This window comes from Moorena bouillonii PNG (assembly GCF_001942495.1).
GTDB lineage: Bacteria > Cyanobacteriota > Cyanobacteriia > Cyanobacteriales > Coleofasciculaceae > Moorena > Moorena bouillonii.
This window is the reverse complement of record NZ_MKZS01000001.1, coordinates 5,414,456-5,436,885: the sequence shown is the minus strand read 5'-3', so window position 1 is coordinate 5,436,885 and position 22,430 is coordinate 5,414,456. Positions and strand designations below refer to the sequence as shown.

19 protein-coding genes are annotated in these 22,430 nt (G+C 44.6%); 11 read left to right on the top strand and 8 right to left on the bottom strand.

Translation table 11 applies throughout. The features are described 5' to 3' along the window. Nucleotides 1–87: 87 nt before the first annotated feature. Nucleotides 88–1,473, top strand: coding sequence for a cytochrome P450 (locus BJP37_RS22100; RefSeq protein ID WP_075901996.1), 1,386 nt, complete (start codon nucleotides 88–90; stop codon nucleotides 1,471–1,473). Nucleotides 1,474–1,475: 2 nt separating this feature from the next. Here BJP37_RS22100 and BJP37_RS39775 read toward each other — a convergent pair whose 3' ends face one another. Both BJP37_RS39775 and BJP37_RS22095 read right to left on the bottom strand, forming a co-directional pair. Beyond that, nucleotides 1,476–1,613: a hypothetical protein gene (locus BJP37_RS39775; protein WP_158069711.1), complete on the bottom strand. Its 138-nt coding sequence runs from the start codon at nucleotides 1,611–1,613 to the stop codon at nucleotides 1,476–1,478. Between the two features lie 172 nt (nucleotides 1,614–1,785). Then, on the bottom strand, nucleotides 1,786–2,277 hold the full coding sequence (locus BJP37_RS22095) for an ATP-binding protein (RefSeq protein ID WP_229415404.1): 492 nt from the start codon (nucleotides 2,275–2,277) through the stop codon (nucleotides 1,786–1,788). Between the two features lie 156 nt (nucleotides 2,278–2,433). On the opposite strand from BJP37_RS22095, the gene BJP37_RS39770 reads away from it, so the two are divergent. Next, nucleotides 2,434–2,607 carry a hypothetical protein gene (locus BJP37_RS39770; RefSeq protein ID WP_158069710.1) on the top strand — a complete coding sequence of 58 codons (174 nt, stop codon included), beginning with the start codon at nucleotides 2,434–2,436 and terminating at the stop codon, nucleotides 2,605–2,607. Between the two features lie 255 nt (nucleotides 2,608–2,862). Further along, complete coding sequence (locus BJP37_RS22090; RefSeq protein ID WP_075901992.1) at nucleotides 2,863–4,008, top strand: PP2C family protein-serine/threonine phosphatase; 1,146 nt, start codon at nucleotides 2,863–2,865, stop codon at nucleotides 4,006–4,008. A gap of 541 nt (nucleotides 4,009–4,549) precedes the next feature. Here BJP37_RS22090 and BJP37_RS22080 read toward each other — a convergent pair. Beyond that, a complete protein-coding gene (locus BJP37_RS22080) occupies nucleotides 4,550–4,876 on the bottom strand; it encodes an STAS domain-containing protein (RefSeq protein ID WP_075906346.1) in 327 nt (108 codons plus the stop codon). Nucleotides 4,877–5,260: 384 nt separating this feature from the next. On the opposite strand from BJP37_RS22080, the gene dapB reads away from it, so the two are divergent. Both dapB and BJP37_RS22070 read left to right on the top strand, forming a co-directional pair. Beyond that, nucleotides 5,261–6,088 (top strand): 4-hydroxy-tetrahydrodipicolinate reductase, encoded by an 828-nt coding sequence (dapB, locus tag BJP37_RS22075; protein WP_075901988.1) that lies wholly within the window; start codon nucleotides 5,261–5,263, stop codon nucleotides 6,086–6,088. 145 nt (nucleotides 6,089–6,233) lie between these two features. Continuing rightward, complete coding sequence (locus BJP37_RS22070; RefSeq protein ID WP_075901986.1) at nucleotides 6,234–6,932, top strand: DUF8619 family protein; 699 nt, start codon at nucleotides 6,234–6,236, stop codon at nucleotides 6,930–6,932. A 56-nt stretch (nucleotides 6,933–6,988) separates the two neighbouring features. Here BJP37_RS22070 and BJP37_RS22065 read toward each other — a convergent pair whose 3' ends face one another. Then, nucleotides 6,989–8,032: a DnaJ C-terminal domain-containing protein gene (locus tag BJP37_RS22065; protein ID WP_075906344.1), complete on the bottom strand. Its 1,044-nt coding sequence runs from the start codon at nucleotides 8,030–8,032 to the stop codon at nucleotides 6,989–6,991. Between the two features lie 206 nt (nucleotides 8,033–8,238). Further along, complete coding sequence (gene dnaK, locus BJP37_RS22060) at nucleotides 8,239–10,254, bottom strand: molecular chaperone DnaK (protein WP_075901984.1); 2,016 nt, start codon at nucleotides 10,252–10,254, stop codon at nucleotides 8,239–8,241. 406 nt (nucleotides 10,255–10,660) lie between these two features. Here dnaK and BJP37_RS22055 point away from each other — a divergent pair, with 406 nt between their 5' ends. From BJP37_RS22055 to BJP37_RS22040, 4 genes are all read left to right on the top strand, one after another. Next, complete coding sequence (locus BJP37_RS22055; protein WP_075901982.1) at nucleotides 10,661–11,644, top strand: alpha-ketoacid dehydrogenase subunit beta; 984 nt, start codon at nucleotides 10,661–10,663, stop codon at nucleotides 11,642–11,644. Between the two features lie 219 nt (nucleotides 11,645–11,863). Then, on the top strand, nucleotides 11,864–13,258 hold the full coding sequence (secD, locus tag BJP37_RS22050; RefSeq protein WP_075901980.1) for a protein translocase subunit SecD: 1,395 nt from the start codon (nucleotides 11,864–11,866) through the stop codon (nucleotides 13,256–13,258). A gap of 316 nt (nucleotides 13,259–13,574) precedes the next feature. Then, nucleotides 13,575–14,576, top strand: a complete 1,002-nt coding sequence (gene secF / locus BJP37_RS22045; protein ID WP_075901978.1) for a protein translocase subunit SecF — start codon at nucleotides 13,575–13,577, stop codon at nucleotides 14,574–14,576. A 26-nt stretch (nucleotides 14,577–14,602) separates the two neighbouring features. Further along, a complete protein-coding gene (locus BJP37_RS22040) occupies nucleotides 14,603–15,007 on the top strand; it encodes a hypothetical protein (RefSeq protein WP_075901976.1) in 405 nt (134 codons plus the stop codon). A gap of 1 nt (nucleotide 15,008) precedes the next feature. Here the strand turns inward: BJP37_RS22040 and BJP37_RS37150 are convergent, their stop codons facing one another. Continuing rightward, nucleotides 15,009–18,113 (bottom strand): FG-GAP-like repeat-containing protein, encoded by a 3,105-nt coding sequence (locus BJP37_RS37150; RefSeq protein ID WP_075901975.1) that lies wholly within the window; start codon nucleotides 18,111–18,113, stop codon nucleotides 15,009–15,011. Between the two features lie 591 nt (nucleotides 18,114–18,704). Here BJP37_RS37150 and radC point away from each other — a divergent pair. Beyond that, nucleotides 18,705–19,436 (top strand): RadC family protein, encoded by a 732-nt coding sequence (gene radC, locus BJP37_RS22030; protein WP_070394266.1) that lies wholly within the window; start codon nucleotides 18,705–18,707, stop codon nucleotides 19,434–19,436. Nucleotides 19,437–19,702: 266 nt separating this feature from the next. Beyond that, nucleotides 19,703–20,101: a peptide-methionine (R)-S-oxide reductase MsrB gene (gene msrB / locus BJP37_RS22025; protein WP_075901973.1), complete on the top strand. Its 399-nt coding sequence runs from the start codon at nucleotides 19,703–19,705 to the stop codon at nucleotides 20,099–20,101. 34 nt (nucleotides 20,102–20,135) lie between these two features. On the opposite strand, the gene BJP37_RS22020 is transcribed toward msrB, so the two are convergent. Together BJP37_RS22020 and BJP37_RS22015 are read right to left on the bottom strand one after the other, a co-directional pair. Continuing rightward, entirely contained in the window at nucleotides 20,136–21,020 is an 885-nt protein-coding gene (locus tag BJP37_RS22020; RefSeq protein WP_075901971.1) for a UTP--glucose-1-phosphate uridylyltransferase, read from the bottom strand. Next, complete coding sequence (locus BJP37_RS22015; protein ID WP_075901969.1) at nucleotides 21,007–22,059, bottom strand: mevalonate kinase family protein; 1,053 nt, start codon at nucleotides 22,057–22,059, stop codon at nucleotides 21,007–21,009. Before BJP37_RS22015 ends, BJP37_RS22020 begins: the two co-directional genes overlap by 14 nt. Nucleotides 22,060–22,430: the final 371 nt, after the last annotated feature.

The window sequence follows — 22,430 nt, the reverse complement described above, 5'->3', positions numbered from 1 at the left end:
TAATGAGCTAACCGAAGGTTTTGTTGCAATATGGTAGTTAGGTTAGGTCATGAATTTGTCTTAAGAAAGTAACAGAGGAAAACGAGTGTGAGTAAATTGCCTGAAGGTCCTCAAATCCCTGAGTGGTTACAGTTAATCTATTGGGTTGCTGACCCTCTGAAATATTTGGATCAGTGTGTAGAACGCTATGGAGATACATTTACCATACGGCTAAGTGGTTTCGGACCGTTAGTCATCCTCAGCCATCCCCAAGCAATTCAGGAAGTCTTGACCGCTCCTCCTAGCCAGTTTAAGTCTGGTGAACGAAATAAGCTGCTACGACCCTTGCTGGGGGAAACCTCAATGACTTTACTCGATGGTCAACCCCACCAGCGGCAGCGTAAACTTTTGATTCCTCCCTTTCATGGGCAACGAATTAATTCCTACAGTCAATTGATTTGTGATATTACTGAGCAAGTAGCGAGTCAGTGGGTAATCGGTCAAGCCTTTACTGCCCGTACTGCCATGCAAGACATTACCATCCAGGTAATCATGCAGGGGGTTTTCGGTCTAGGTCACGGACCCCGTTACCAAAAACTGAAGCCACTCCTGGCAGCCATGCTAGATATGACTAGTTCCCCCCTGCGCTCTAGTATGCTGTTTTTTAAGTTCCTGCAACGAGATTTAGGGGCTTGGAGTCCTTGGGGCAAGATGGTGCGGCGTAGGCAGCAAATTTATAACCTCCTTCAGGCAGAGATTAATCAGCGCCGAGAGCAACCTGAACTAATGGGCAATGACATTCTCAGTTTAATGATGTCTGCTAGGGACGAAAATGGTGATTTGATGAGTGATCAGGAGTTACAAGATCAGTTGCTCACCCTGTTGTTTGCGGGTCATGAAACTACTGCAACCGCTTTAGCTTGGGCATTCTACTGGATTCATCGATTACCGACAGTGCGCCAAAAACTGCTAGAGGAAATTGATAGCTTAGGGGATAATCCAGACCCGATGGCAATTGCCCAACTGCCCTATCTCACAGCAGTTTGCCAAGAAACCCTACGGATTTACCCAGTGTTGTTCCTGATCTTTCCCCGGACTACCACATCCCCAATTACTATTATGGGTCACCACTATCAGGCTAATACTACACTATTTGCCTGTCCCTATTTAACCCATCGTCGAGAAGACCTCTATCCAGAATCCGATCAGTTTAAACCAGAACGATTCCTTGAGCGTCAATACTCTGCCTATGAGTATTTTCCCTTTGGTGGTGGAAACCGACGCTGTATTGGTGCTGCTTTGGCGATGTTGGAAATGAAACTAGTTTTGGCTAAGGTATTGTCTGGTTATCACTTAGCCTTAGCACAAGACAAAATCATTAAACCAGCTCGTCGTGGACTCCTGAGTGCTCCGGAAAATGGGGTTCCTATGGTGATGACAGGTCAACGTGTTGCTAAGGATTCACCAAAGCCTGCTACCGTAAATTCTATTTAGGATCAAAATAATTGTGCAAGTAACTGTCCCATAGCAACAGAAACGGTTATCCGTGATAACCGAGAGTCTTTGCGGCCAGTAAGGTTACCGAAAAGGGCGGTTGGATGCGATCGCGTAGCGTGACGGAACGTCAATCGCATTTTGTGAGCATACTCTTCCAAACCCGGTATGGTGTTGCCAAACAAAATAGTGAATTACTCAGAATATTAAAGATTTTGTGTTATTTTGTGCTGAGTCTAAATAAATGTCAACAAAAGTCTAACTAGCACAGCAAAGCGAGTTTCAGCCACTTAGGTCACCCATCTCATTATCCTACTCCATCGGTCTGACAATTGGTAATCGAGACTCCTTAACATTTTCTTTACAAAAAGTTTTTAAATCCCTCTTTCCCAATTCCTGATAACACTTCACAATTAACAAACAGTTCCGGTTGTCATCGGTACGGGTATAGCTGAGATGATCAGCGATTTTGTGTAGTATAGCGATGCCACGTCCACCACCAGATTGAGGGTTCATTTCCTGCTTGAGGTCTATAAGCCGCTGTTCTAAATCAAAGGGAGGGCCTTGATCCCAGATGCGTAACTCTAAGCGCTGGGGGCATAAAGTAACTTCGACATCAATGGAAACGTCTTCTGGCAAATCTTTGTGAGCATGACGAACGGCATTGGTAAATCCTTCAGCGAGAGCTAATTGGCACTGCAACCAGACTTTTTGGCGAACATACGATGGTTTGAACTGGTCAAACCATCCCAAAGCGTTTTCTAACGCCTTAAGCTCGCTAGGAAGTTCGATAGATGTTTTCAATTTTTTCAATTCCTCAAAATCTTTTACATCAACCACATACATCAACCACATACATCAACCACATTGAAGCCTGATTCTCTCCAAAGGGTACTCTAAGATCAAGGAATCCAGTCTAACCTAGATTTATATCTCCCTGTACCATGGACTAATACTCAATTGCCTTCAAAAGATTGCCTTCAAAGAAAATTTTTTCTAGAAGCTCTGCCAGAAGCACCCTTGAAAACCATTGAGCCAAATGGGGTTTCTTTTTCCGTTTTCTATCAAGCCAGGGGGTCTTGCCCTCTAGGGGGTATTGCCCTATATAATGTTGACCAAAATAGCAATAATTGATGGAGATTTATAAAAGGGGGAAGAAACCGGAACCGGTGCAATACACAAAAGTTATAACAAATAAATCCGGTACGCCAATAGGGAATGCCATCAATAAAAGTAACTCAGTCTAACTTGTCTTGGGGTCTGATTGACGGAACGTCACGCTACGCGATCAAGGTTTCGTGAAATTCAGCCGGTCAGAATCTACTGGCTGTCCTCATTGTAAGTCAGTGTATTGATAAATCCTAAAGTAATTTCTAAAACCTCAGTGCTATGAACCAAATTCTGATTATTGATGATGATCCAGCCATGCAAATGTTACTGAAACGGACCCTTTGCCACCAGGGTTATGAGGTAGCTGTAGCTAGCAACGGCGAAGAAGGTTTGGTGCAGGTACAAAAGTTACCTCCAGCCCTAGTCATTTGCGATTGGATTATGCCCGGTATGAATGGATTGGATGTCTGTCGTCAACTCAAGGCAACACCGGGACTCTCAACCACCATATTTATTCTGGTGACATCTCGAAATTCCATTGAAGACCGGGTAGAGGGGTTAGATGCTGGAGCAGATGACTTTCTGTGTAAGCCGATCGAAATAGCAGAGTTGAACGCACGAGTCAGGGCTGGCTTGAGGTTACACCAACTCAGTCATGATTTGCAGCACCAAAAGCAGTTGTTGGAGGGAGAATTAGCAGAGGCAGCAGAGTATGTTAGTTCGATTCTTCCAGACCGGATGAGCAAACCATCGGTGACCATTGACACCCGATTTATTCCGTCCCGGAAACTGGGGGGTGATGGCTTTGACTATTATTGGCTAGACTCAGAGCATTTAGCAATTTATCTGCTGGATGCTGCTGGACATGGCTTACGAGCTGCCTTGCCCACACTTTCAGTGCTAAATTTACTCAGGTCGCGGGCTCTAAAGTCGATTAACTACTATCAACCGAGTGATGTTCTACGAGGGTTGAACCAAACCTTCCAGATCACTGAGCGAAATGATAAGTACTTCACGGTCTGGTATGGGGTATATAACCAGGTCAAGCGTCAACTGGTCTATGCTAGTGCAGGACATCCACCCGCAATATTAATTGCTCAGACCCATGGTTCCTTGATGGAAGTACAACGTCTAAAAACGCCTGGCTTACCCGTTGGTATGTTCCCAGATGCCGATTATATTGATCAATGCTGTGAAATTACTGAATCGAGCACCCTATATATATTCAGCGATGGCATTTACGAGATTGACCAATCCAATGGGAACGTTTGGGGGCTTGAGCCCTTCATCAGATTGCTGGCAGAGTGTAAGCAAAATCACAATGGTGCTTGTCACTTAGATTTGATTTTGAAATCTCTGCAAGCCGTGAACCCTAAACACTATTTTGATGATGATTTATCGTTACTAGAAATCAATTTTGTATGAACAGCTCGTTCTGGGCTAATCAACCTCAGTTTCCCTAGCGTGGGCCGTTTGCTTAGCATCGGGTCCATGGGCAATGGGCAATGTCAAAAATTGGCAGCTTTTAAAGAGAAGACAGGAGACTTAAAGGCAGTAAATCATCAGAATAATTCAGCCAGGTTAGTGGGAGTATAAAAAACGATTGGTGGATTCTTTCGCCAATTGATAGCCAATTTTTTGCCAATTTTTCGGTAAAATTACTGAAAAATTAATTATTATGACTCGAAGCTTATGACTTGAAGCTGCTGAGTCTTCAATCGGAGCATAGTTGGTTGTGTCGAATTCATCAAGCTTTAGGCAATTTTCACAAAACATCTTCCTACCTTCCCTAAGCTGCTCTTCATTTAAATTTGTTATGACAACAGGGGAGCAGGGGAGCACGGAATAGGGTTTGAGTTTTTTTTATAACTGAATAATATCCTTAAATGGGCAACAGCTTAAAAGAAAATCTAGGATTTGGAAAGGGCTACGCCCAACGGCGATCGCCCTATAGACTTCCCTGGAATTATCTTGTAGAAAGCACCTCGCTTTCAAAATCTTCTCGTGTAGAAAAGATTTCAAATACTCTGTCCATGCTGGTCAGGTCAAATAACATTTTGATTTGCTCATTAACTGAGCAGATATACATCTTGCTCTCAGCAGCACGAACCGTTTTAAGAGCAAGTACCAACGCTCCCAAACCCGAACTATCCATAAAAGTAACATCTTTAAAATCAATCAAAATAATATCTGCTCCAGAGTCCACCAGCTCACTAACCTCTTGACGAAACTCGGCAGCTTGTGTACCATCTAGAATGCCTGTGGGTTGAACGACTTTAACAGCACTACTCATATACCAAATTAAGCTAGTTACAAACATATACTGACTTTGCTAGTATAGCCGTGACAAATAATTTCAGCCAGACTTGGGTTGGACAATAACCATTTAGCTGACTCACGACTTAACCTAGTACTACAGCACTAATCGTTTCTTTCAGGATTAGCCTCACCGATAAAGAGCATAGTAAACTTGAATTTGGGATAAATTTGGGGGCTTATAACGGGGGCTTATAACAACAAGCAAGATTTTAACCCATCTACCCTTAGTGGTATCCTTAGTGTCCGCTCGGGTTTTCACGGTTCCATCCCCTAACCCCACTCCCACGAAAACTCCCAATATAGATGACGCAATATAGATTAAAATTCCCTTGGCAGAGTCCCAAACTATCCTGAAAGTATGTCCGATTCAAATCCCATTCCAGTAGTCGTAAACGGTGCCGCCGGAAAAATGGGTCGAGAGGTGATTAAGGCTGTTTCTCAAGCCGAAGATATAACCCTAATCGGTGCCATCGATACCAATCCTAAGTATTTAGGTCTTGACGCCGGAGAAGTTGCCGGGTGCGAACCAGTTGAAATTCCCATTGTTAATGACCTGCAAGCCAATCTAGTTCTTGCTACCCAAGAAAAAACCCAAGGGGTGATGGTAGACTTTACCCACCCTGACAGCATATACGACAACATCCGAACTGCGATCGCATACGGTGTCCGCCCCGTAGTTGGCACCACTGGTCTTAGTGCCGACCAAATCAAAGACCTGTCGGAATTTGCTGAAAAATCCAGCACTGGCTGCCTAATTATCCCCAACTTCTCTATTGGTATGGCATTACTGCAACAAGCAGCTGTGCAAGCCTCCCAATACTTTGACCACGTAGAAATCATCGAACTCCACCACAACCAAAAAGCCGACGCTCCCAGCGGTACTGCCATTCAAACCGCCCAACGCATGGCTGGAGCCGGTAAAACCTATAATCCAGCCATGGTGGAAGAAACCGAAAAACTAAAAGGTGCCAGGGGAAGCATTGCAGAAGACAACATTCGGATTCATAGCGTGCGTTTACCTGGCTTAATTGCTCACCAAGAAGTCATCTTCGGTGCCCCTGGTCAAATCTACACCCTACGTCACGACACCAGCGACCGTTCCTGCTATATGCCAGGAGTACTGCTCGCGATTCGCAAAGTTACCCAACTCAAGGGTCTACTATATGGGTTAGAGAAAATCTTGTGACCAGTCATTAGTCATTAGTCATTAGTGATTAGTCATTAGTCATTGGTGATTTGTCAAAATTGAGATCAATCACAACAAATCTAAAAACTAAATACTAAAAACTAAGTAACTAAAGACTAAGGACTAAGTACTAAGTACAAAACCCATGCTAATTCCGATCACTCGCGAAAAGTTTGAACAAATGGTTCCCGTCCTAGCCACGGGACTCCAGTATCGCTACTACTGGGGTAAGTTTCGAGATTTTTTAAGGCGACTGTTAATTTCTCTAATCGCAGTCGTGGTGATTTTAATTTTAGCTTTGATTCTTGGTTCAGGTTTTGCTCCCTTCCGCGTGTTATTCGAGATCACTGCAGGGCTTTACTGGTTGTGGTCGCCTGTATATTGGGCAAGTATGCGGAACCTGAAGATGCGCCGATATGGCTATAGCGGCTTCTGGCAAGGCCGAATCGAGGATGTATTTGTAACGGAGGAGTTGATTGGTACAGAAGAACAAGTTAATCAGCGGGGTGAGTTGGTAATTGTGGAACACCGGGAGAGACGGTTAAATCTAGAAGTAGAAGATGAAACTGGATTTATGAGTCAGCTGCAAGTTCCCCTTCAAAGCCTCCACAAAAATATTTCACCTGGACAAATTGCTCAGATGTTGGTCATGTCCAATCAGCCTGACTTAGGCAAGATTGCCCAGACCAGTGATATTTATATTCCTAGCTTAGACATTTGGGTAAATGACTATCCTTACCTGCAACGAGATGTCTTTGTCCAAGTTAGTCGTAAGTTGAGGAATCAAGAGCGCTCTTCTTCCAGACAAGGTCCCCGTAGTTCTAGGCGTCGAAGATCCTATTAACCATTAACTTAATCATTAACGGTCATGGTTAAGATGCTTGGATGTCAGGCTTTTTCCTAGACCAGTAAATCCTGGCGAGGATTAAAATTCTCAATTTGCCGTAGTTTTTCGTAGAGTTCTCTGACCTCCTCAGTGACTTCGGTGGGAACAACAATCTGAATTTCTACTACCTGATCCCCTCGTCCCCCCTCTTGATTGGGATAACCTTTATTTGCTAAGCGCAATTTTTGTCCTGACCTCACCCCACTAGGAACATTAATTTGCACTCTACCATCCAAGGTGGGAACTTCTATTAAGTCACCTAATACTGCTTCAGCAGGTGTTACTGGTACTACACAAATCACATCAAATTCCTCTAATTTAAAGAAGGGATGAGGTGACACAGTGATTTTTAAATTTAAACATCCACCATCAATACCTTGACCTTGGAGCCGCACCAGGGCACCGGTTACCATCCCAGCAGGTAGCTCAATTTCTAAAGCCCGTCCATCTTCTAGGCGAATTCGCTCTCGACCCCCTCTATAGGCTTTTTCCAAAGGTAGGGTTAATCGAGCGTCAATATCCTGAGGTTGAGGTTTGGCATAAGGTTGAGGCTGAGGGGGGGATTTCGGTTGAGGTCTCAGACGAGAACTAACAGTGTAGGCTGTTTTAGTTTTCCCTGGTCGAAACGCACTGTCGGAACTTACCCGAGTCCCTGGAGCTGGGGTTGATGTTGCCTTTCTAGTAGAGCGACGTCCGAGTAGTTGATCAATGAAGGTGTTAAAGTCCCGGTAATTGCCATAATCCTCTCCTTGGGCTGAACCGCGACCATTGCCGTTCCAGCCTACATTTTTAATCAAACTAGCCGCTTTAGCCGCTTTTCTCCCAAAATTCTTCTGCCAATATCGACTAAATTGGTCGTACTGCGATCGCCTATTCGGGTCAGAGAGAACTTCATATGCCTCACCAATATCCTTGAACTTGTCTTCTGCTGTCTTATCTCCAGGATTCAGGTCAGGGTGATACTGTCGAGCTAAGCGCCGATAAGCCTTTTTAATTTCCTCGCTGGATGCCTCTGTCGGTACACCCAACATTTCATAGTAATCTCGATAGTTTTGCATAGTCATTAGTCATTAGTCAATAATGAAGTGTCTCGATGCACTCCCTCATCGGGTAAACCCCCGTATTAAGGCGCTGCATTGATCTATTCGTGATTAATCCTCAATTGTCAGTATTTTTTAAAGCGAAGAGCGAGAACGCTTTTACTTAAAGACTAATTGCTAATTAGTTATGGCTACTGACTACTAACAACTAACTACTGACTAATTTAGAACCAATCATCATCCTCATCCCAATCATTTTCAAGGGGGTTTCTGCGATAGCGATCGCGAGTGGATCTCGATGAACTAGCCCCATAGGAGTCATAGGAGTCCCGGCGGTAATCCCGTTCAGAATATCGGTCTCTGTCACTATCTCCGGTGAAGGTACGACGAATTGAGCCAAACAAGTCATCATCCTCTTCTTCCTCATATTGCAGCCGTACCTCTCGCTTGAGCTCATAGAGGGCATCTTGTAGATCACCTTGAGTCCGATCAATAGCCCGGTCATCATTTTGGGCAACGGATTGACGCATCTCCTGAATTAAGCCTTCAATCTGACGCCGATAACCACTAGCAAACTGTCTACCAAAATCTAGAGCTACCTCCCTCAGTTGCCGTTCCGCTTCATTAGCCAAACTTTCTGCCCGATTGCGCTTTTCTACTCGTTCCCTTCGTTCCCGGTCAACCTGGGCGTATTCTTCTGCCTCACGAATCATTTTGTTGACTTCCGCCTCACTCAGGGTAGAAGCCCCTTGAATGGTAATGCTTTGTTCTCGACCAGTAGTTTTATCCAGTGCCAATACCTGCAAAATCCCATTGGCATCAATATCAAAAGCCACCTGAATTTGGGGCACTCCCCGTGGTGCTGGGGGAATACCAGTCAACTTAAACCGACCCAAGGACTTATTATCTGTTGCCATATCCCGTTCCCCTTGCAGCACATGGATTTCCACCAAAGTCTGATTATTTTGGGACGTCGAAAAAATATCAGACCGCCGGACTGGGATAGTCGTGTTCCGGGGGATTAACTTTTTCATCACCCCACCAATAGTTTCCAAACCCAAGGACAACGGGGTTACATCCAGCAATAGGATATCTTTTACTTCACTGTTGAGAATTCCTCCTTGAATTGCAGCTCCTACTGCCACTACCTCATCAGGATTAACGTTCTGATTCGGTTCCCGATCGATTAAGCTGCGCACCAATTGTTGTACCATCGGGGTGCGGGTTCCCCCTCCTACCAAGATCACTTCATCAATGTCCATAGGAGTTAAGCCAGCATCTTTGAAAGCTCGTTTTAGGGGTCTGCGCAAACGACTAACTAGATCCACACATAGCTCTTCAAACTGAGAGCGCTTCAGCCTAGTTTCTAGGTGTTTTGGACCATCTTCTGTAGCTGTAATAAAGGGCAAATTAATATCAGTTACACCCACCCCAGACAGCTCGATCTTAGCTTTTTCTGCAGCTTCAGTCAGCCGTTGTAGGGCTTGGCGATCGCGTCGTAGATCAATTCCCTCTGATTCCAAAAATTGCTCTGCCAACCAGTCAACAATTTTTCGATCAAAATCATTGCCCCCCAGTTGAGTATCACCACTGGTTGATAGCACTTCACACACCCCATCCCCCACCTCTAGGATGGAGACATCAAAGGTACCCCCACCCAAATCAAATACTAGGATGGTTTGGCTTGCCTCTAGATCCAAGCCATAAGCCAAAGACGCTGCTGTTGGTTCATTAAGAATCCGCAGAACCTCTAACCCAGCAATTCGTCCAGCATCTCGTGTGGCTTGCCGTTGAGAATCATTAAAGTAAGCCGGGACTGTTATTACTGTCCCTGTTACCTCCTCTCCCAGGTAGCGGCTGGCCTCATCCGCCAACTTCCGCAGGATCATCGCAGAAATTTCCTCTGGGGCAAAGTCTTTTTTCAAGCGGGGGCACTTAATTCTCACATTACCAGTTTCATCCCGACGAATAGTATAAGCAACCCGCTTCGACTCTGGATTCAGTTCAGCATACTTACGTCCAATATACCGCTTCACCCCATAGAAAGTATTTTGGGGATTAAGCACAGCTTGGCGGCGTGCCAATTGTCCTACAACCCTTTCCCCATCCTTACTAAAGCCAACCATTGACGGAGTTGTGCGCATACCTTCCGCATTAGCAATTACCACCGGCTTACCGCCTTCGATGACAGCCACCACGGAGTTTGTTGTACCCAGGTCAATGCCGACTACCTTGCCCATGCGTCCTTTATTCTCCTCAAGATGAATGCTGTCAACTCGTTCAATGAATTACAACTACTATATATATAGATGATATTTTGATTAAAATTGTATATAGCCAGTGGTTCGGTTTTCCGAAGCGTAGTCACCCTAGACCTCTGACGGTTGCAGTTATGTTAAGGGATGCCCCGAAGTGCTGAATCTATTCTATCCCTTGAGTTATGCTCAAATTGAGCAGAATTTTAAAATAAGCATCCTATCATAATAGAGATTATGTTAGCAAACGGGACGATAGAGTGAATTAGCTTCAACAAACTATTGATTAAGGCTTCCATCTGCCCGACTTACCTCTGGTAAACTTCCCTGTGCCTTATCCGATGGCTCTGGCAATGCTACGATCACAGTAGCCCCCTATATTGAATTATTAATGGCAGAAACACTATTCTTTAATGCTCTGCGTGAAGCCATAGACGAAGAAATGGCACGGGATGAGACAGTATTTGTAATCGGTGAAGATGTTGGTCACTACGGTGGTTCCTACAAAGTTACCAAAGATCTGTATAAAAAATACGGTGACTTGCGGCTTCTGGATACCCCCATTGCCGAAAATAGCTTTACTGGTCTAGCTGTGGGTGCAGCAATGACAGGTTTACGACCAATTGTCGAAGGCATGAATATGGGGTTTTTACTCCTGGCATTCAACCAAATTTCCAACAATGCCGGGATGCTGCGTTATACCTCTGGTGGTAATTTTAAAATCCCGATGGTGGTTAGAGGTCCTGGTGGTGTCGGACGTCAGTTAGGGGCCGAGCACTCCCAGCGTCTAGAAGCCTACTTTCAGGCAGTTCCCGGTCTCAAAATCGTTGCTTGCTCCACCCCCTACAATGGAAAAGGGTTGCTAAAATCTGCCATTCGAGATGATAACCCAGTATTGTTCTTTGAACACGTCCTGCTCTACAATCTGAAAGAAAATCTGCCAGAACAGGAGTACTTGGTACCCCTTGATAAAGCTGAAGTTGTACGCCCTGGTAAGGATGTTACCATTCTTACCTACTCCCGGATGCGTCACCACGCCATACAAGCGGCTAAGCAGCTGGAAAAAGAGGGGTATGATCCTGAGGTGATTGACCTGATTTCCCTAAAGCCTCTAGACTTTGAAACCATTGGTGCTTCACTAGCCAAAACCCACCGAGTCATTATTGTAGAAGAGTGCATGAAAACCGGTGGTATTGGGGCAGAATTAACAGCATCGATTAACGAGCGCTGGTTTGATGAACTCGATGCGCCAGTGCTTCGGCTTTCATCCCAAGATATTCCCACTCCCTACAACGGGGTTCTGGAAAATCTCACCATTGTCCAACCCCATCAGATTGTCGAGGGTGTGAAAAAGATGGTGGCTTTGCGGATTTAATTTAAAGCTTGGCAAATAAAGCTTAGGCATTAGCCATGCAGGGGGCGTTACTGATTATGTAGATGCTGGAGGTTACAAAGATTCCGATTGCTAAGTAACCAATCCATGGAATACTTAAATCTCCAGCTTTCAGACTTTAGACTTTAGACTTTAAACTTTCTCAGTTACTAGGCTCGCCAAAACAGATTATCATAGCATTTGTTGCGGCGGGTCGTAGTCATGCAAAAACAGCGTTCACTATTAGCCTTAATCATAGTACTTGTAATTACAGCAATTATAGTACTGGTGCAATTTCCAATCCGGTTAGGACTGGACTTGCAGGGAGGGGCTCAACTCACAATTCAGATTAACACTACCGAAGAGATTACGGAAATCACGGCTGACCAATTAGACGCAGTGAAAACCGTTATAGAAGGTCGAGTCAATGCCCTAGGGGTTTCTGAGTCGGTAGTCCAAACCGTTGGCAAAGACCAGCTTTTGGTACAGCTACCTGGTGTCAATGACCCGCAACAAGCGGAACGGGTACTAGGGGGAACAGCACAGCTGGATTTTCTCAAGCAAAACATTGGTACAGAGGCACAGCTGCGGGTTGAACAGCAAGTGCTAGAAGAACTACAATTAAACCAAGAGGTATTGCGCAACAATGGTGATGGAGATGCGATCGCAGAAAATCAAGCTGCTATCAATCGTAGTAACCAAGCCATCCTTGAACTATTTGAAAGCACTGGTCTGACTGGCAAAAACCTCCAAGATGCTCGTCCCCAACCTCTTCAAACTGGTGGTGCTTGGGAAGTGGCTATCCGATTTGATAGTGAGGGAGCTCAAAAGTTTGCCGAGCTGACCAAGAACATTGCCGGTACAGGACGCAGCATTGGTATTTTCCTCGACAATTTACTAATTAGTGCTCCGAGTGTGGCAGCGCAATATGCTGAAAATGGCATCAGTGGTGGTGCAGCAGTGATTACCGGTAACTTTGATACCCAAAGTGCCTATGAATTTGCTGCCCAGCTGCGGGGAGGTTCCTTACCTTTGCCAGTGGAAATCGTGGAGAATCGCACCGTAGGGGCAACCTTAGGACGAGATAGTATTCAACGTAGTATCTATGCTGCTGTAGTTGGTCTGATTTTAGTATTAATCTTTATGGTGTTCTATTACCGACTGCCTGGCATCATTGCTAATATTGCTCTGAGTATCTACGCTTTAATTACCATCGCAGCATTTGCCTTATTAGGTGTTACCTTAACCCTACCCGGAATTGCTGGTTTTATCCTTAGTATCGGTATGGCAGTTGATGCTAATGTGCTGATTTTTGAGCGGACACGGGAAGAATTACGTGCTGGTAAGACCTTGTATCGCTCAGTAGAGTCCGGGTTTTACCGAGCCTTTTCTAGTATTTTGGATGCAAATGTGACCACATTAATCGCCTGTGCAGTACTGTTTTGGCTAGGCTCAGGTCTAGTCAAAGGCTTTGCCGTAACCCTAGGCATTGGGGTAGGAATCAGTATGTTTACCGCCCTTACCTGTAGTCGCACCCTGATGCTAGTGGCAGTTTTAGGACTTCCAGGAGTACGTCAGAAACCAGAACTATTCTGCCCGAATTTACCAACCCAATAGTTTAGAAATTACGAACTATGAAGTAGGAACTATGAAGTAGGAAGTGTAATTATTAGTTATGGAGAAAGGGTTTAGTTGAACTCGATCCTGGTCAACTAAAAAATCTATTTAATCCTTCATCCTAGTTGTCGATAACTTTGTGGAGAAAAGGTTTAGTTGACCAGGCTCAGGTTCCATCAACAAACCCATTTCATAATTCATCATTCACAATTAATTTATAGCAATCCTAAATTAAATTAATTGTGATAATTTTATTCCCTACTCCCTACTCCCTACTCCCTTTGCTAAATAAGGATTTATCAATAAAAAAGTCAATATGAAACTTAATGTAATTAAAACGCGATCGCTTTGGTGGAGCATCTCAACCGCCCTGATTACGGTCGGTATCATTGCCATGGTGATTTCTTTTATCCAACTAGGAGCCCCTTTAAGGTTAGGTCTCGATTTTGTTGGTGGTACCCGCCTACAGCTAGAGAGAGACTGTACTCAACCCGGAAACTGCGACCAACCCATCGATTTGGCCTTGGTGCGAGACGTCATGACAGCACAAAGTCTTGGCAATAGCAGTATCCAAATACTAGGGGAAGAAAAACAAGCCCTGACAATTCGGACTAAAACATTAGATGTTGAACAACGCACCCAGTTGCAAACTGCTCTAACCGAGCGTCTTGGTGTTTTCGATCCCAAATCTACTCAGATTGACACCGTTGGTCCCACCTTGGGCAGGCAACTGTTTATTTCTGGCTTAATCGCTTTGTTTATGGCCTTTGTGGGCATTTTTGTCTACCTTACCTTCCGATTCGAGTTTGACTATGGCCTATTCGCTTTCGTTGCCCTGTTCCACGATGTCTTAATCGCTATTGGTCTTTTCTCTATCCTAGGTTTAGTGCTAGGGGTAGAAGTCGATACCTTATTTGTGGTTGCCCTATTGACAATTATTGGTTTTTCTGTTAATGATACTGTGGTGATTTACGACCGGGTGCGAGAAGTCATTAAACTCAAGCCAGGTCAACATATCAATCAAATTGTAGAAGATGCTGTTAATCAAACCTTAACCCGCTCCATCAATACTACCTTAACTACCTTGCTACCCCTGTTAGCAATCTTGCTATTCGGGGGAGAAACCCTAAAATTCTTTGCCTTAGCACTAATTATTGGTTTTACAGCAGGGTCTTACTCCAGTATTTTTATTGCCAGTACCCTGTTAGCTTGGTGGAGAGAGCGCACTGGTAAAGCTAAGTCTGTAGTCGAGGTTGCAGTTAATCCAGAAAAGGAGGGTACTTCAGTGATTGAAGCAGAATTTTCTGATGAAGTTTAGTTCTAATTTTCAATAGTCTTCTAATTATGGAGCAGCCAGATAGCCCAAGAAGAAAAATTACCCTTGACCCAATCGTTCAGGCCAGGGTAAAACGATTACATCAATTAACTGTTTATGGTAGGTGGATTTTCGTAGGCATTCTCTGGATAACTGTTGCTCCATTAAGCCTGTGGGCTTGGCAGTATGAAATTTCCCTGATGCGATCGCATTTTACCTGGGCAGCACTCCGGTATAGCATTATCTACAACCATTTGCCTGCAATAGGTCTGGCTATCTGTATTGGCACAACCTTAGCCGTCTTAGTTTGGCAAAGTCGCAATATTTTATTTGGATTACCACCCTTAGAACAGAAACGCCTGGAGCAACAAGTACAACGGATTTGTCAGCAAGGTCCAACACACCCACTCTGGAAGTGGGTGTGCGACTCTTGAATTAACCCACGACTATATCCTCAACAACAATAAAATCAGCCGCTGTCAGCTGAGTCGTCGATATCCCGAACACCTGTGCTAAGACTTCGCCAGTGCCAGTAATACTAGCAGGGTCAGCAATACTAATAGTAGTCGCGCCTAGGTTATTACCAATTACCAGGTCATCAAAGGTCAGACCTCCACCTAACTCGAACAGATCGATTCCATCTTCAAAACTAAACACAGTATCTGTTCCCTCACCAGGGCTCAAGACGTAGGTGTCAGAGCCGCCTCCGCCAGATAAGATATCAGCCCCTAATCCGCCTTCTAAGGTATCATCACTGTTACCACCAAACAAGGAGTCATTACCCTCACCACCGATCAAGGTGTCTGAGTTTTCTCCCCCAGACAAGTTATCATTACCAGCTCCACCATCCAGGAAGTCTTCATTAGTCCCACCATCAAGGACGTCATCACCGTCACCACCGTGCAAGGTGTCTGAGTTATCTCCTCCAACCAGGGTATCATTTCCGGCTCCACCGTCGAGTAAGTCATTGCCTGAGCTCCCTTCTAGGCTATCGTTGCCATTACCTCCAAGCAAGGTATCATCCTGGAAAGTACCAATTACCGTCGAGTCATTATCTTGGATAGCAATCAGAGTAGCTACCTCACTGACGTTGTTGAAAGCTAAACCATCATCAACCACAAACTGGATAATGCGACCAGGGGCATCAATCACACCAGATGTGTTTTCATACTCTAGGGTGTTGAGGACTTGCTGGTAATTTTGGATGGTATCTACCCCATCTAAGGTAAGGATACCATTGTCAGCATCGAAGCTAACCGCTATCAGGGTATCAGTGTTGTCAACAGTCAGCTCTTCCTGTCCGGGATTCAGCAGATTAGCAATTGTTACTGTTGCGCCAACCAGAGTAGTGTTATTAGCATCACTCAGAGTCAAGTTGCCACCTGGGAACAGTGCCAGCTGATTACCTGTAAATGTGACAGTAGCATCAATGCCGTCGGTATCTGCAATAGCTGGGGCAGCAGCTGGAATTCCCTCAGTAGCTGCAAGAACTGGCTGGGGAGCTGGGTCAGTAACAGGATCGGTAACAGGATCGGTAACAGGATCAGTAACAGGATCAGTAACTGGGTCAGTATCAGTAACTGGGTCAGTATCAGTAACTGGGTCAGTATCAGTAACTGGGTCAGTATCAGTAACTGGGTCAGTAACAGGATCGGTAACTGGGTCAGTATCAGTAACTGGGTCAGTAACAGGATCGGTAACTGGGTCAGTATCAGTAACTGGGTCAGTAACAGGATCGGTAACTGGGTCAGTATCAGTAACTGGGTCAGTAACAGGATCGGTAACTGGGTCAGTATCAGTAACTGGGTCAGTAACAGGATCGGTAACTGGGTCAGTATCAGTAACTGGGTCAGTAACAGGATCGGTAACTGGGTCAGTAACTGGGTCAGTAACTGGGTCAGTATCAGTAACTGGGTCAGTAACAGGATCAGTAACTGGGTCAGTATCAGTAACTGGGTCAGTAACAGGATCGGTAACTGGCGATACACCATTGAGGTCTATGACTGGAGCAACATTACCGAATAGGACATAGCTAGTCCCTGGGGTGCTGCCATTGGCTGTACTAAGCTCAAGACCAGGTGCGCCAATAACTAGGTCATCAATGCTATCACTATTAACATCTTTTGCTTCACTTACTGAGAAGCCTAGGGAGTCAGTACCTTCGATAACTAAGCCATTTTCACCGTCTAATGTAGAAAGATCTACACTGCCAGTAGCTCCCAATTCTTCACTGCCGAACAGCACATAAACTTTGCCTGCACCTTCAGCTCCAATGGCAACATCAGCATACCCATCTTGGTTGAGATCCCCAGCATAACTAACTGACGAGCCCAGGAGACCATTCGCTTCAATCCCTGTGATCGCAAAGCCGTTGGTACCGTCCAGGCTGGCAAGGTCTAAGTTTCCTGTAGCAGCAACATCTGTGCCGCCAAACACTACGTAAGCCTCACCAACATTAGTCTGGTCACCGGCATCAACAAAGGGAGCCCCAATGATTAAGTCACTAACACCATCACCATTGACATCCCCAGCATCACTCACAGACCAGCCTGCCCTGTCACCGAGATCAAGGCTGGAACCTTCATCAATACCATCAATGACGAAGCCAGTTGTCGGGTCAGAGGGTATGGAGGAAAGATCTAGGGTTCCAGTGGCACCGACACCTGAACCACCGAACACTACATAAGTCTTGCCAGCAGAACTGTTGTCAGTCAGAGGAGAATCACTACCAGGAGCACCGATAGCAAAGTCTTTAATCAGATCACCATTGATATCCCCAAGACTAGTTACTGAGAAACCTGCCAAGTTTCCTGCAACACTACTGGTGAGGACGAAGCCATTATCGCCGTCCAGGTCCAGAGTGGAGAGGTCTAGGCTACCGCCAGAAGCTTGTGTGCCCCCAAATACCACATAAGCCTTGCCAGGATTAAGACCGGGAGAAGAAATAGGCAACAAGGCATGAGGAGCACCAATCAAGATGTCATCCTTACCATCGCCGTTAACATCCCCTAAGCTGATGGAATGACCAGAAAATTCTGCAGGATCGTCACCATTGATAGCAAAGGCAGATGACAGATCGACGCTACCAGTAGAGCCAATAGTAGAACTGCCAAATATTACATAGCTAACACCATTGTTGTTGGGCCCAGCACCAGGAGCACTTACCAATAGGTCACTCGTACCATCACCATTGATATCTCCACCACTGCTAACCGAAAAGCCTAAGAATCCAGTTGAATTAAGACCGCCAATCACGAAACCCTTACTAGGCTCTGCTGGGTCAGGTGATTCGATGTCAGCGAGTTCGATGCTACCACTAGCACCCACATCTGGACCACCGAAAACAACATAGCTTTTACCTGAAAAAAGGCCATTGGGATCAGCCCCAGGGGCTCCAATAATCAGATCAAGATTGCCATCACCGTTGATATCTCCAGCACTGCTGACTGAGAAACCGGACCGGTCACCTAATGTAACACCATTAATAGAGAACCCAATTCTCCCGTTAAGGTTTGAAAGATTAAATACTTGATTTGACATAGTTAAGTTGGTAGATGTCTATATGCTTTCGATTTGCCATCATCTCAGTTAATCCTAGTGATTGGGACGAGGATTGTGATAAATTTATCAAAATTTTACTTAATTCTGAGGCAGTCTAGCATAAATCTTTATATGTTGATGGTAAATAATTAATTACTGTAACATAGCTACTACGCCGTTTGAGGTATTAAGTCAGTCAATATAATTAGAATTTATGGATTTTTCCTTGTTGCTAGCTAATTGCTGTTGCTGAAAAGTCCGCTACTCAAGGGATAACCTTCCTAGACAATCCACCACTCAACCTTCATGGTTTTATTCAAATACTTATGCACTAAATAAAATCAGTTATGTAAAGATTTTGCAAAATTGCCAATTTGGCACGACAGTATTATGAAATTGTGCTAGTCATCTGTGTTTGTTTACACCTAATTTCTCCATCTCCCCATCTCCCCATCTCCCCATCTCCCCATCTCCCCATCTCCCCATCTCGATTATTGGGATAATCAGGATATTGCCAATGGAATCTAGCTTTCTTAGGTCAAAACGGGATAACTAAAAATAAATCCCTTCAGTCTTAGTCAGTGTACATCTATGACATATTGCCTGAGAATTGCTGATATTCCCATCAGTGAACGTCCTCGTGAGCGATTAGTTGCTCTAGGAGCTAAAAATCTAGCGACAGCGGAACTGCTAGCAATTCTTTTAGGTACAGGTCAAGGGAAAGGAAAGCTTTCTGCCATGGGTTTGGGACAATTAATTTTACAGGAACTTGCCAAAGACCAACGAGACCCAATGGCTGTGTTGCGGAATATTAAAGCTCAAGAATTGACCCAAATTCATGGTGTTGGACTAGCGAAAGCCACAACGATTTTAGCAGCAGTGGAGCTGGGAAAACGGGCATTTCTGTCTCGACCAACAGAAGGTGTAATCATTGATAGTCCAGCTTCAGCAGCAGCATCTTTGAGTCATGACTTAATGTGGCAAAATCATGAAAGATTTGCTGTGTTGCTACTGGATGTTAAGAATCATTTGTTAGGTACTCAGATTATTACTGTTGGTACCGCAACAGAAACCATTGCTAATCCCCGGGATATTTTCCGAGAAGTGCTGCGTCAGGGAGCAACACAGGTAATTGTGGCTCACAATCATCCCACTGGCAGTGTTGACCCAAGTTTTCAAGATATTACTCTAACGGAACGGTTATTACAGGTAGGTCAACTCTTATGTATTCCGGTATTGGATCACTTGATTGTTGGCAATGGTAATTACCAGAGCATACGACAAGTAACCAAACTGTGGGATGAGTATCCCCAGGAGGATTGACGTTTAGCTGTGGTAGAAACGGAAGGGTTCCCTAAGCATTCATCTCATACCGGAATAATTCCCGAATAATTACCCTTAATCAAACCCTGGCCATCTTCCCAAACGCCCCAAACTTCCCACACGCCCCAAACTTCCCATCTCCTGTGTGCCAGAAAATGTTAAGTTAAGTATCAAAACGTGTCTTTTCTTTACAAAAGACCCGATCACCCTATTGGTGATCTATCACCTCCCACCTATCAACAAAAAACTATTACAAGGATTCAGCCATGGTTAGTAAAGTCCAAAAGACTGAAGCACAGTGGAAAGAGCAGCTAACACCGGAACAGTATAAAGTCACCAGACAGAAGGGAACGGAAAGAGCCTTCACTGGAGAATACTGGAACAATAAGGAGAAGGGTATCTACAAATGTATCTGTTGCGGCACAGAGCTATTTAACTCCGATACCAAATATGATTCTGGGACAGGTTGGCCTAGTTTTTACGCACCTATCAAAGAAGAGAATGTAAAGGAGGAACCCGATAACAGCCTATTTATGCGCAGGACAGAAGTGTTGTGTGCTGTCTGTGACGCTCACCTAGGTCACGTGTTTAGCGATGGACCACAACCAACAGGCTTACGCTACTGTATGAATTCTGCTTCCCTTAGTTTCGAGAAACAGGATTAAAAACATAGGATTAATCAGATCAAGTCTCCTGAGTTTAATTGGGAAAATCAATTATGGTCTGTCGATAAAACTGGGGCATTCCGGTATCAAAATACTTGCCTTTAACTAGATAACCGGTTATGCCCTCTTCTTGTCGCAATTTATCAAGACAGGATGTGAGCTGAAATTCGCCTTTTTCACGGATATTGTGGTTGATGTGGTCTTCAAGATAGTCAAAAATTTTCGGCTTAAGTACATACATACCAAATACCGCTAAGAACTGATCCGCTGCCATTCCTTCCATATGGAGATGGGCTCGCGCATACTCAAGAGTAGGCTTTTCATAAAGCTCTGTCACACGCAACCGTGATTCTGACTCTTCCCAAATCCCAGTCACACAACCGGCTTTATGAATAATCTCTCCTGGCATTAAGGTCAAGGCAACAACGCTCTGATCAACCTGGTTATAAACGTTTAGAACTTGACTAGCACAGGAATTTTCATGGTCAGAAGCGTAAACATGATCCCCCAGCAACAATAGAAAAGGCTGATCATTTACCCATTCTTTGGCACAAAATACAGCATGACCATAGCCTTCTTGCTCCTCTTGAATCAGAAACGTAATTCTCTGGCCTAAATCCTGTAAATATTGGCTGTATGCTTGGTTTTCTGGAGAGAGTTTATCGAAGAGTTCGGGTTTGGGGGGGGACTTAAACAATTCTTCAAAATGTTTGCGATCGCTTTTTTGAACCACAATCCCCACTTCTTCTATCCCAGCATTGACCGCTTCTTCCACAATCGCCATGATCACTGGTTTCGCCCTACCATCCCGGTCAATAATCGGAAATAACTCTTTTTTTACCACTTTGGTGGCTGGAAACAAACGGGTACCAAAACCCGCTGCGGGAATTACAGCTTTGCGAACGTTATTGGTCTGCATAAATCGTTAACGCCAAAGATTCCATTTGGGGAAAATCACGCTCAATAATTTTAATTAACTTTTGTTGAGTTTCCTTGTCTTTAACAATAAATTGTGCACTGCCATCCCCTTGAGAGCCAACTCCCTTTCCCCCTAGGATATAAGGTTGAATTGGTTCATAATTCAGGATTTGGTGCAACACTCCAGCAGTTAATTGCTCAGGGCAAGCAGGGATAAGATAGCGGTCGAATTCAGCTTGTGCCTGGTTCATCAAAGCACCAATCCGTTCAGCATCACCCCTTTCCAGAGCCTCAACTGCCTCCTGAGTAATTTTAGAACTGATTGAACCAAGATAGTGCTGAACATTTTGTTGTATTTCGTTACTGGCGAATGGATAGCACTGATTCAGTTTACCGAGTATTTCCTGGGTATTTTTACTGGCACCGAGGTCTACAATTACAAAAAATAGATTCCGAGGTACCTTGAGTTCAGTAATATCGGTGTGATCACCATCAAACATCATCATGATTGGTCGATTGCCATAAGCACAGGCGAAATCCATCCGACCACATTGGGAAGGGGTGGTGGTTTCCCCTAGATAGGCTAACTCCATTTCCTCTTGGAGGCTCATGTTTAAGTCATACAGGAGATTGAAGCTGCGGGCAACTAGGACGGAAATTGCGGCACTTGAGGATAGCCCTTTCTTGATCGGTAAGTCAGTGCGGTAATTATCGATTTCAATTCCACCGACAGGATAGCGACAGAGACACTGGTAGGCAACCCCAGCAGCATAACTAAAAAAACCGCCTTTTTTAGCAACAGCGAGCAGAGCACTCCTTTCCATTGGTACACTAATAGAAACAGTGGGTTTACCCACCCTCAGGGAAGTACGAATAATCAGCTCGGTCGGATGAGATAAGACCAGAGCATAAATTCCCTGATTGGTTCCGGTGATTAAGGTGTAGCCCTTTTCCAGCTGGGGATTTAGGCAGCGATAGCCTCCTGCCCAATCACTATGTTCCCCAAATAGACAAAGGCGACCTGGGACAAACAGTTTCATTACTCAGTTAAATGCAAACGCAGTCTTGATTGGAATACAATACAGCCGGTGATTGCAGTAGGAGCTTCCGAGAGGCTACAGTGTATTTTAATGAGCTGCAAAGCACTATATAAAGAACTATAGTATGACATTGCCATCAGAGGGATTGCATTCAAAGACGGCAAGATACCATCAGACGGGTAAACTCTCGATAGAGGGTCCTACCGATCAATGCTACTTGGTATTAACTAGAAATTTTGAAACCTCTATGTGGGTATATATAAATAAACGTAAAGTGGGGTAACTACATGGAACGTTTTATGTTAACTACTGCATGCAAGCCTTGGCTGTGCATCCCTAAAGTCAACAATCACTAGTCAACACTTAACACT

Coding starts and splice junctions, on each gene's coding strand:
- BJP37_RS39775 (WP_158069711.1), bottom strand. CDS start 1,613: ATGCGATTGACGTTCCGTCACGCTACGCGATCGCATCCAACCGCCCTT.
- BJP37_RS22090 (WP_075901992.1), top strand. CDS start 2,863: ATGAACCAAATTCTGATTATTGATGATGATCCAGCCATGCAAATGTTA.
- BJP37_RS22080 (WP_075906346.1), bottom strand. CDS start 4,876: ATGAGTAGTGCTGTTAAAGTCGTTCAACCCACAGGCATTCTAGATGGT.
- dapB (WP_075901988.1), top strand. CDS start 5,261: ATGTCCGATTCAAATCCCATTCCAGTAGTCGTAAACGGTGCCGCCGGA.
- BJP37_RS22070 (WP_075901986.1), top strand. CDS start 6,234: ATGCTAATTCCGATCACTCGCGAAAAGTTTGAACAAATGGTTCCCGTC.
- BJP37_RS22065 (WP_075906344.1), bottom strand. CDS start 8,032: ATGCAAAACTATCGAGATTACTATGAAATGTTGGGTGTACCGACAGAG.
- dnaK (WP_075901984.1), bottom strand. CDS start 10,254: ATGGGCAAGGTAGTCGGCATTGACCTGGGTACAACAAACTCCGTGGTG.
- BJP37_RS22055 (WP_075901982.1), top strand. CDS start 10,661: ATGGCAGAAACACTATTCTTTAATGCTCTGCGTGAAGCCATAGACGAA.
- secD (WP_075901980.1), top strand. CDS start 11,864: ATGCAAAAACAGCGTTCACTATTAGCCTTAATCATAGTACTTGTAATT.
- secF (WP_075901978.1), top strand. CDS start 13,575: ATGAAACTTAATGTAATTAAAACGCGATCGCTTTGGTGGAGCATCTCA.
- BJP37_RS22040 (WP_075901976.1), top strand. CDS start 14,603: ATGGAGCAGCCAGATAGCCCAAGAAGAAAAATTACCCTTGACCCAATC.
- BJP37_RS37150 (WP_075901975.1), bottom strand. CDS start 18,113: ATGTCAAATCAAGTATTTAATCTTTCAAACCTTAACGGGAGAATTGGG.
- radC (WP_070394266.1), top strand. CDS start 18,705: ATGACATATTGCCTGAGAATTGCTGATATTCCCATCAGTGAACGTCCT.
- msrB (WP_075901973.1), top strand. CDS start 19,703: ATGGTTAGTAAAGTCCAAAAGACTGAAGCACAGTGGAAAGAGCAGCTA.
- BJP37_RS22020 (WP_075901971.1), bottom strand. CDS start 21,020: ATGCAGACCAATAACGTTCGCAAAGCTGTAATTCCCGCAGCGGGTTTT.
- BJP37_RS22015 (WP_075901969.1), bottom strand. CDS start 22,059: ATGAAACTGTTTGTCCCAGGTCGCCTTTGTCTATTTGGGGAACATAGT.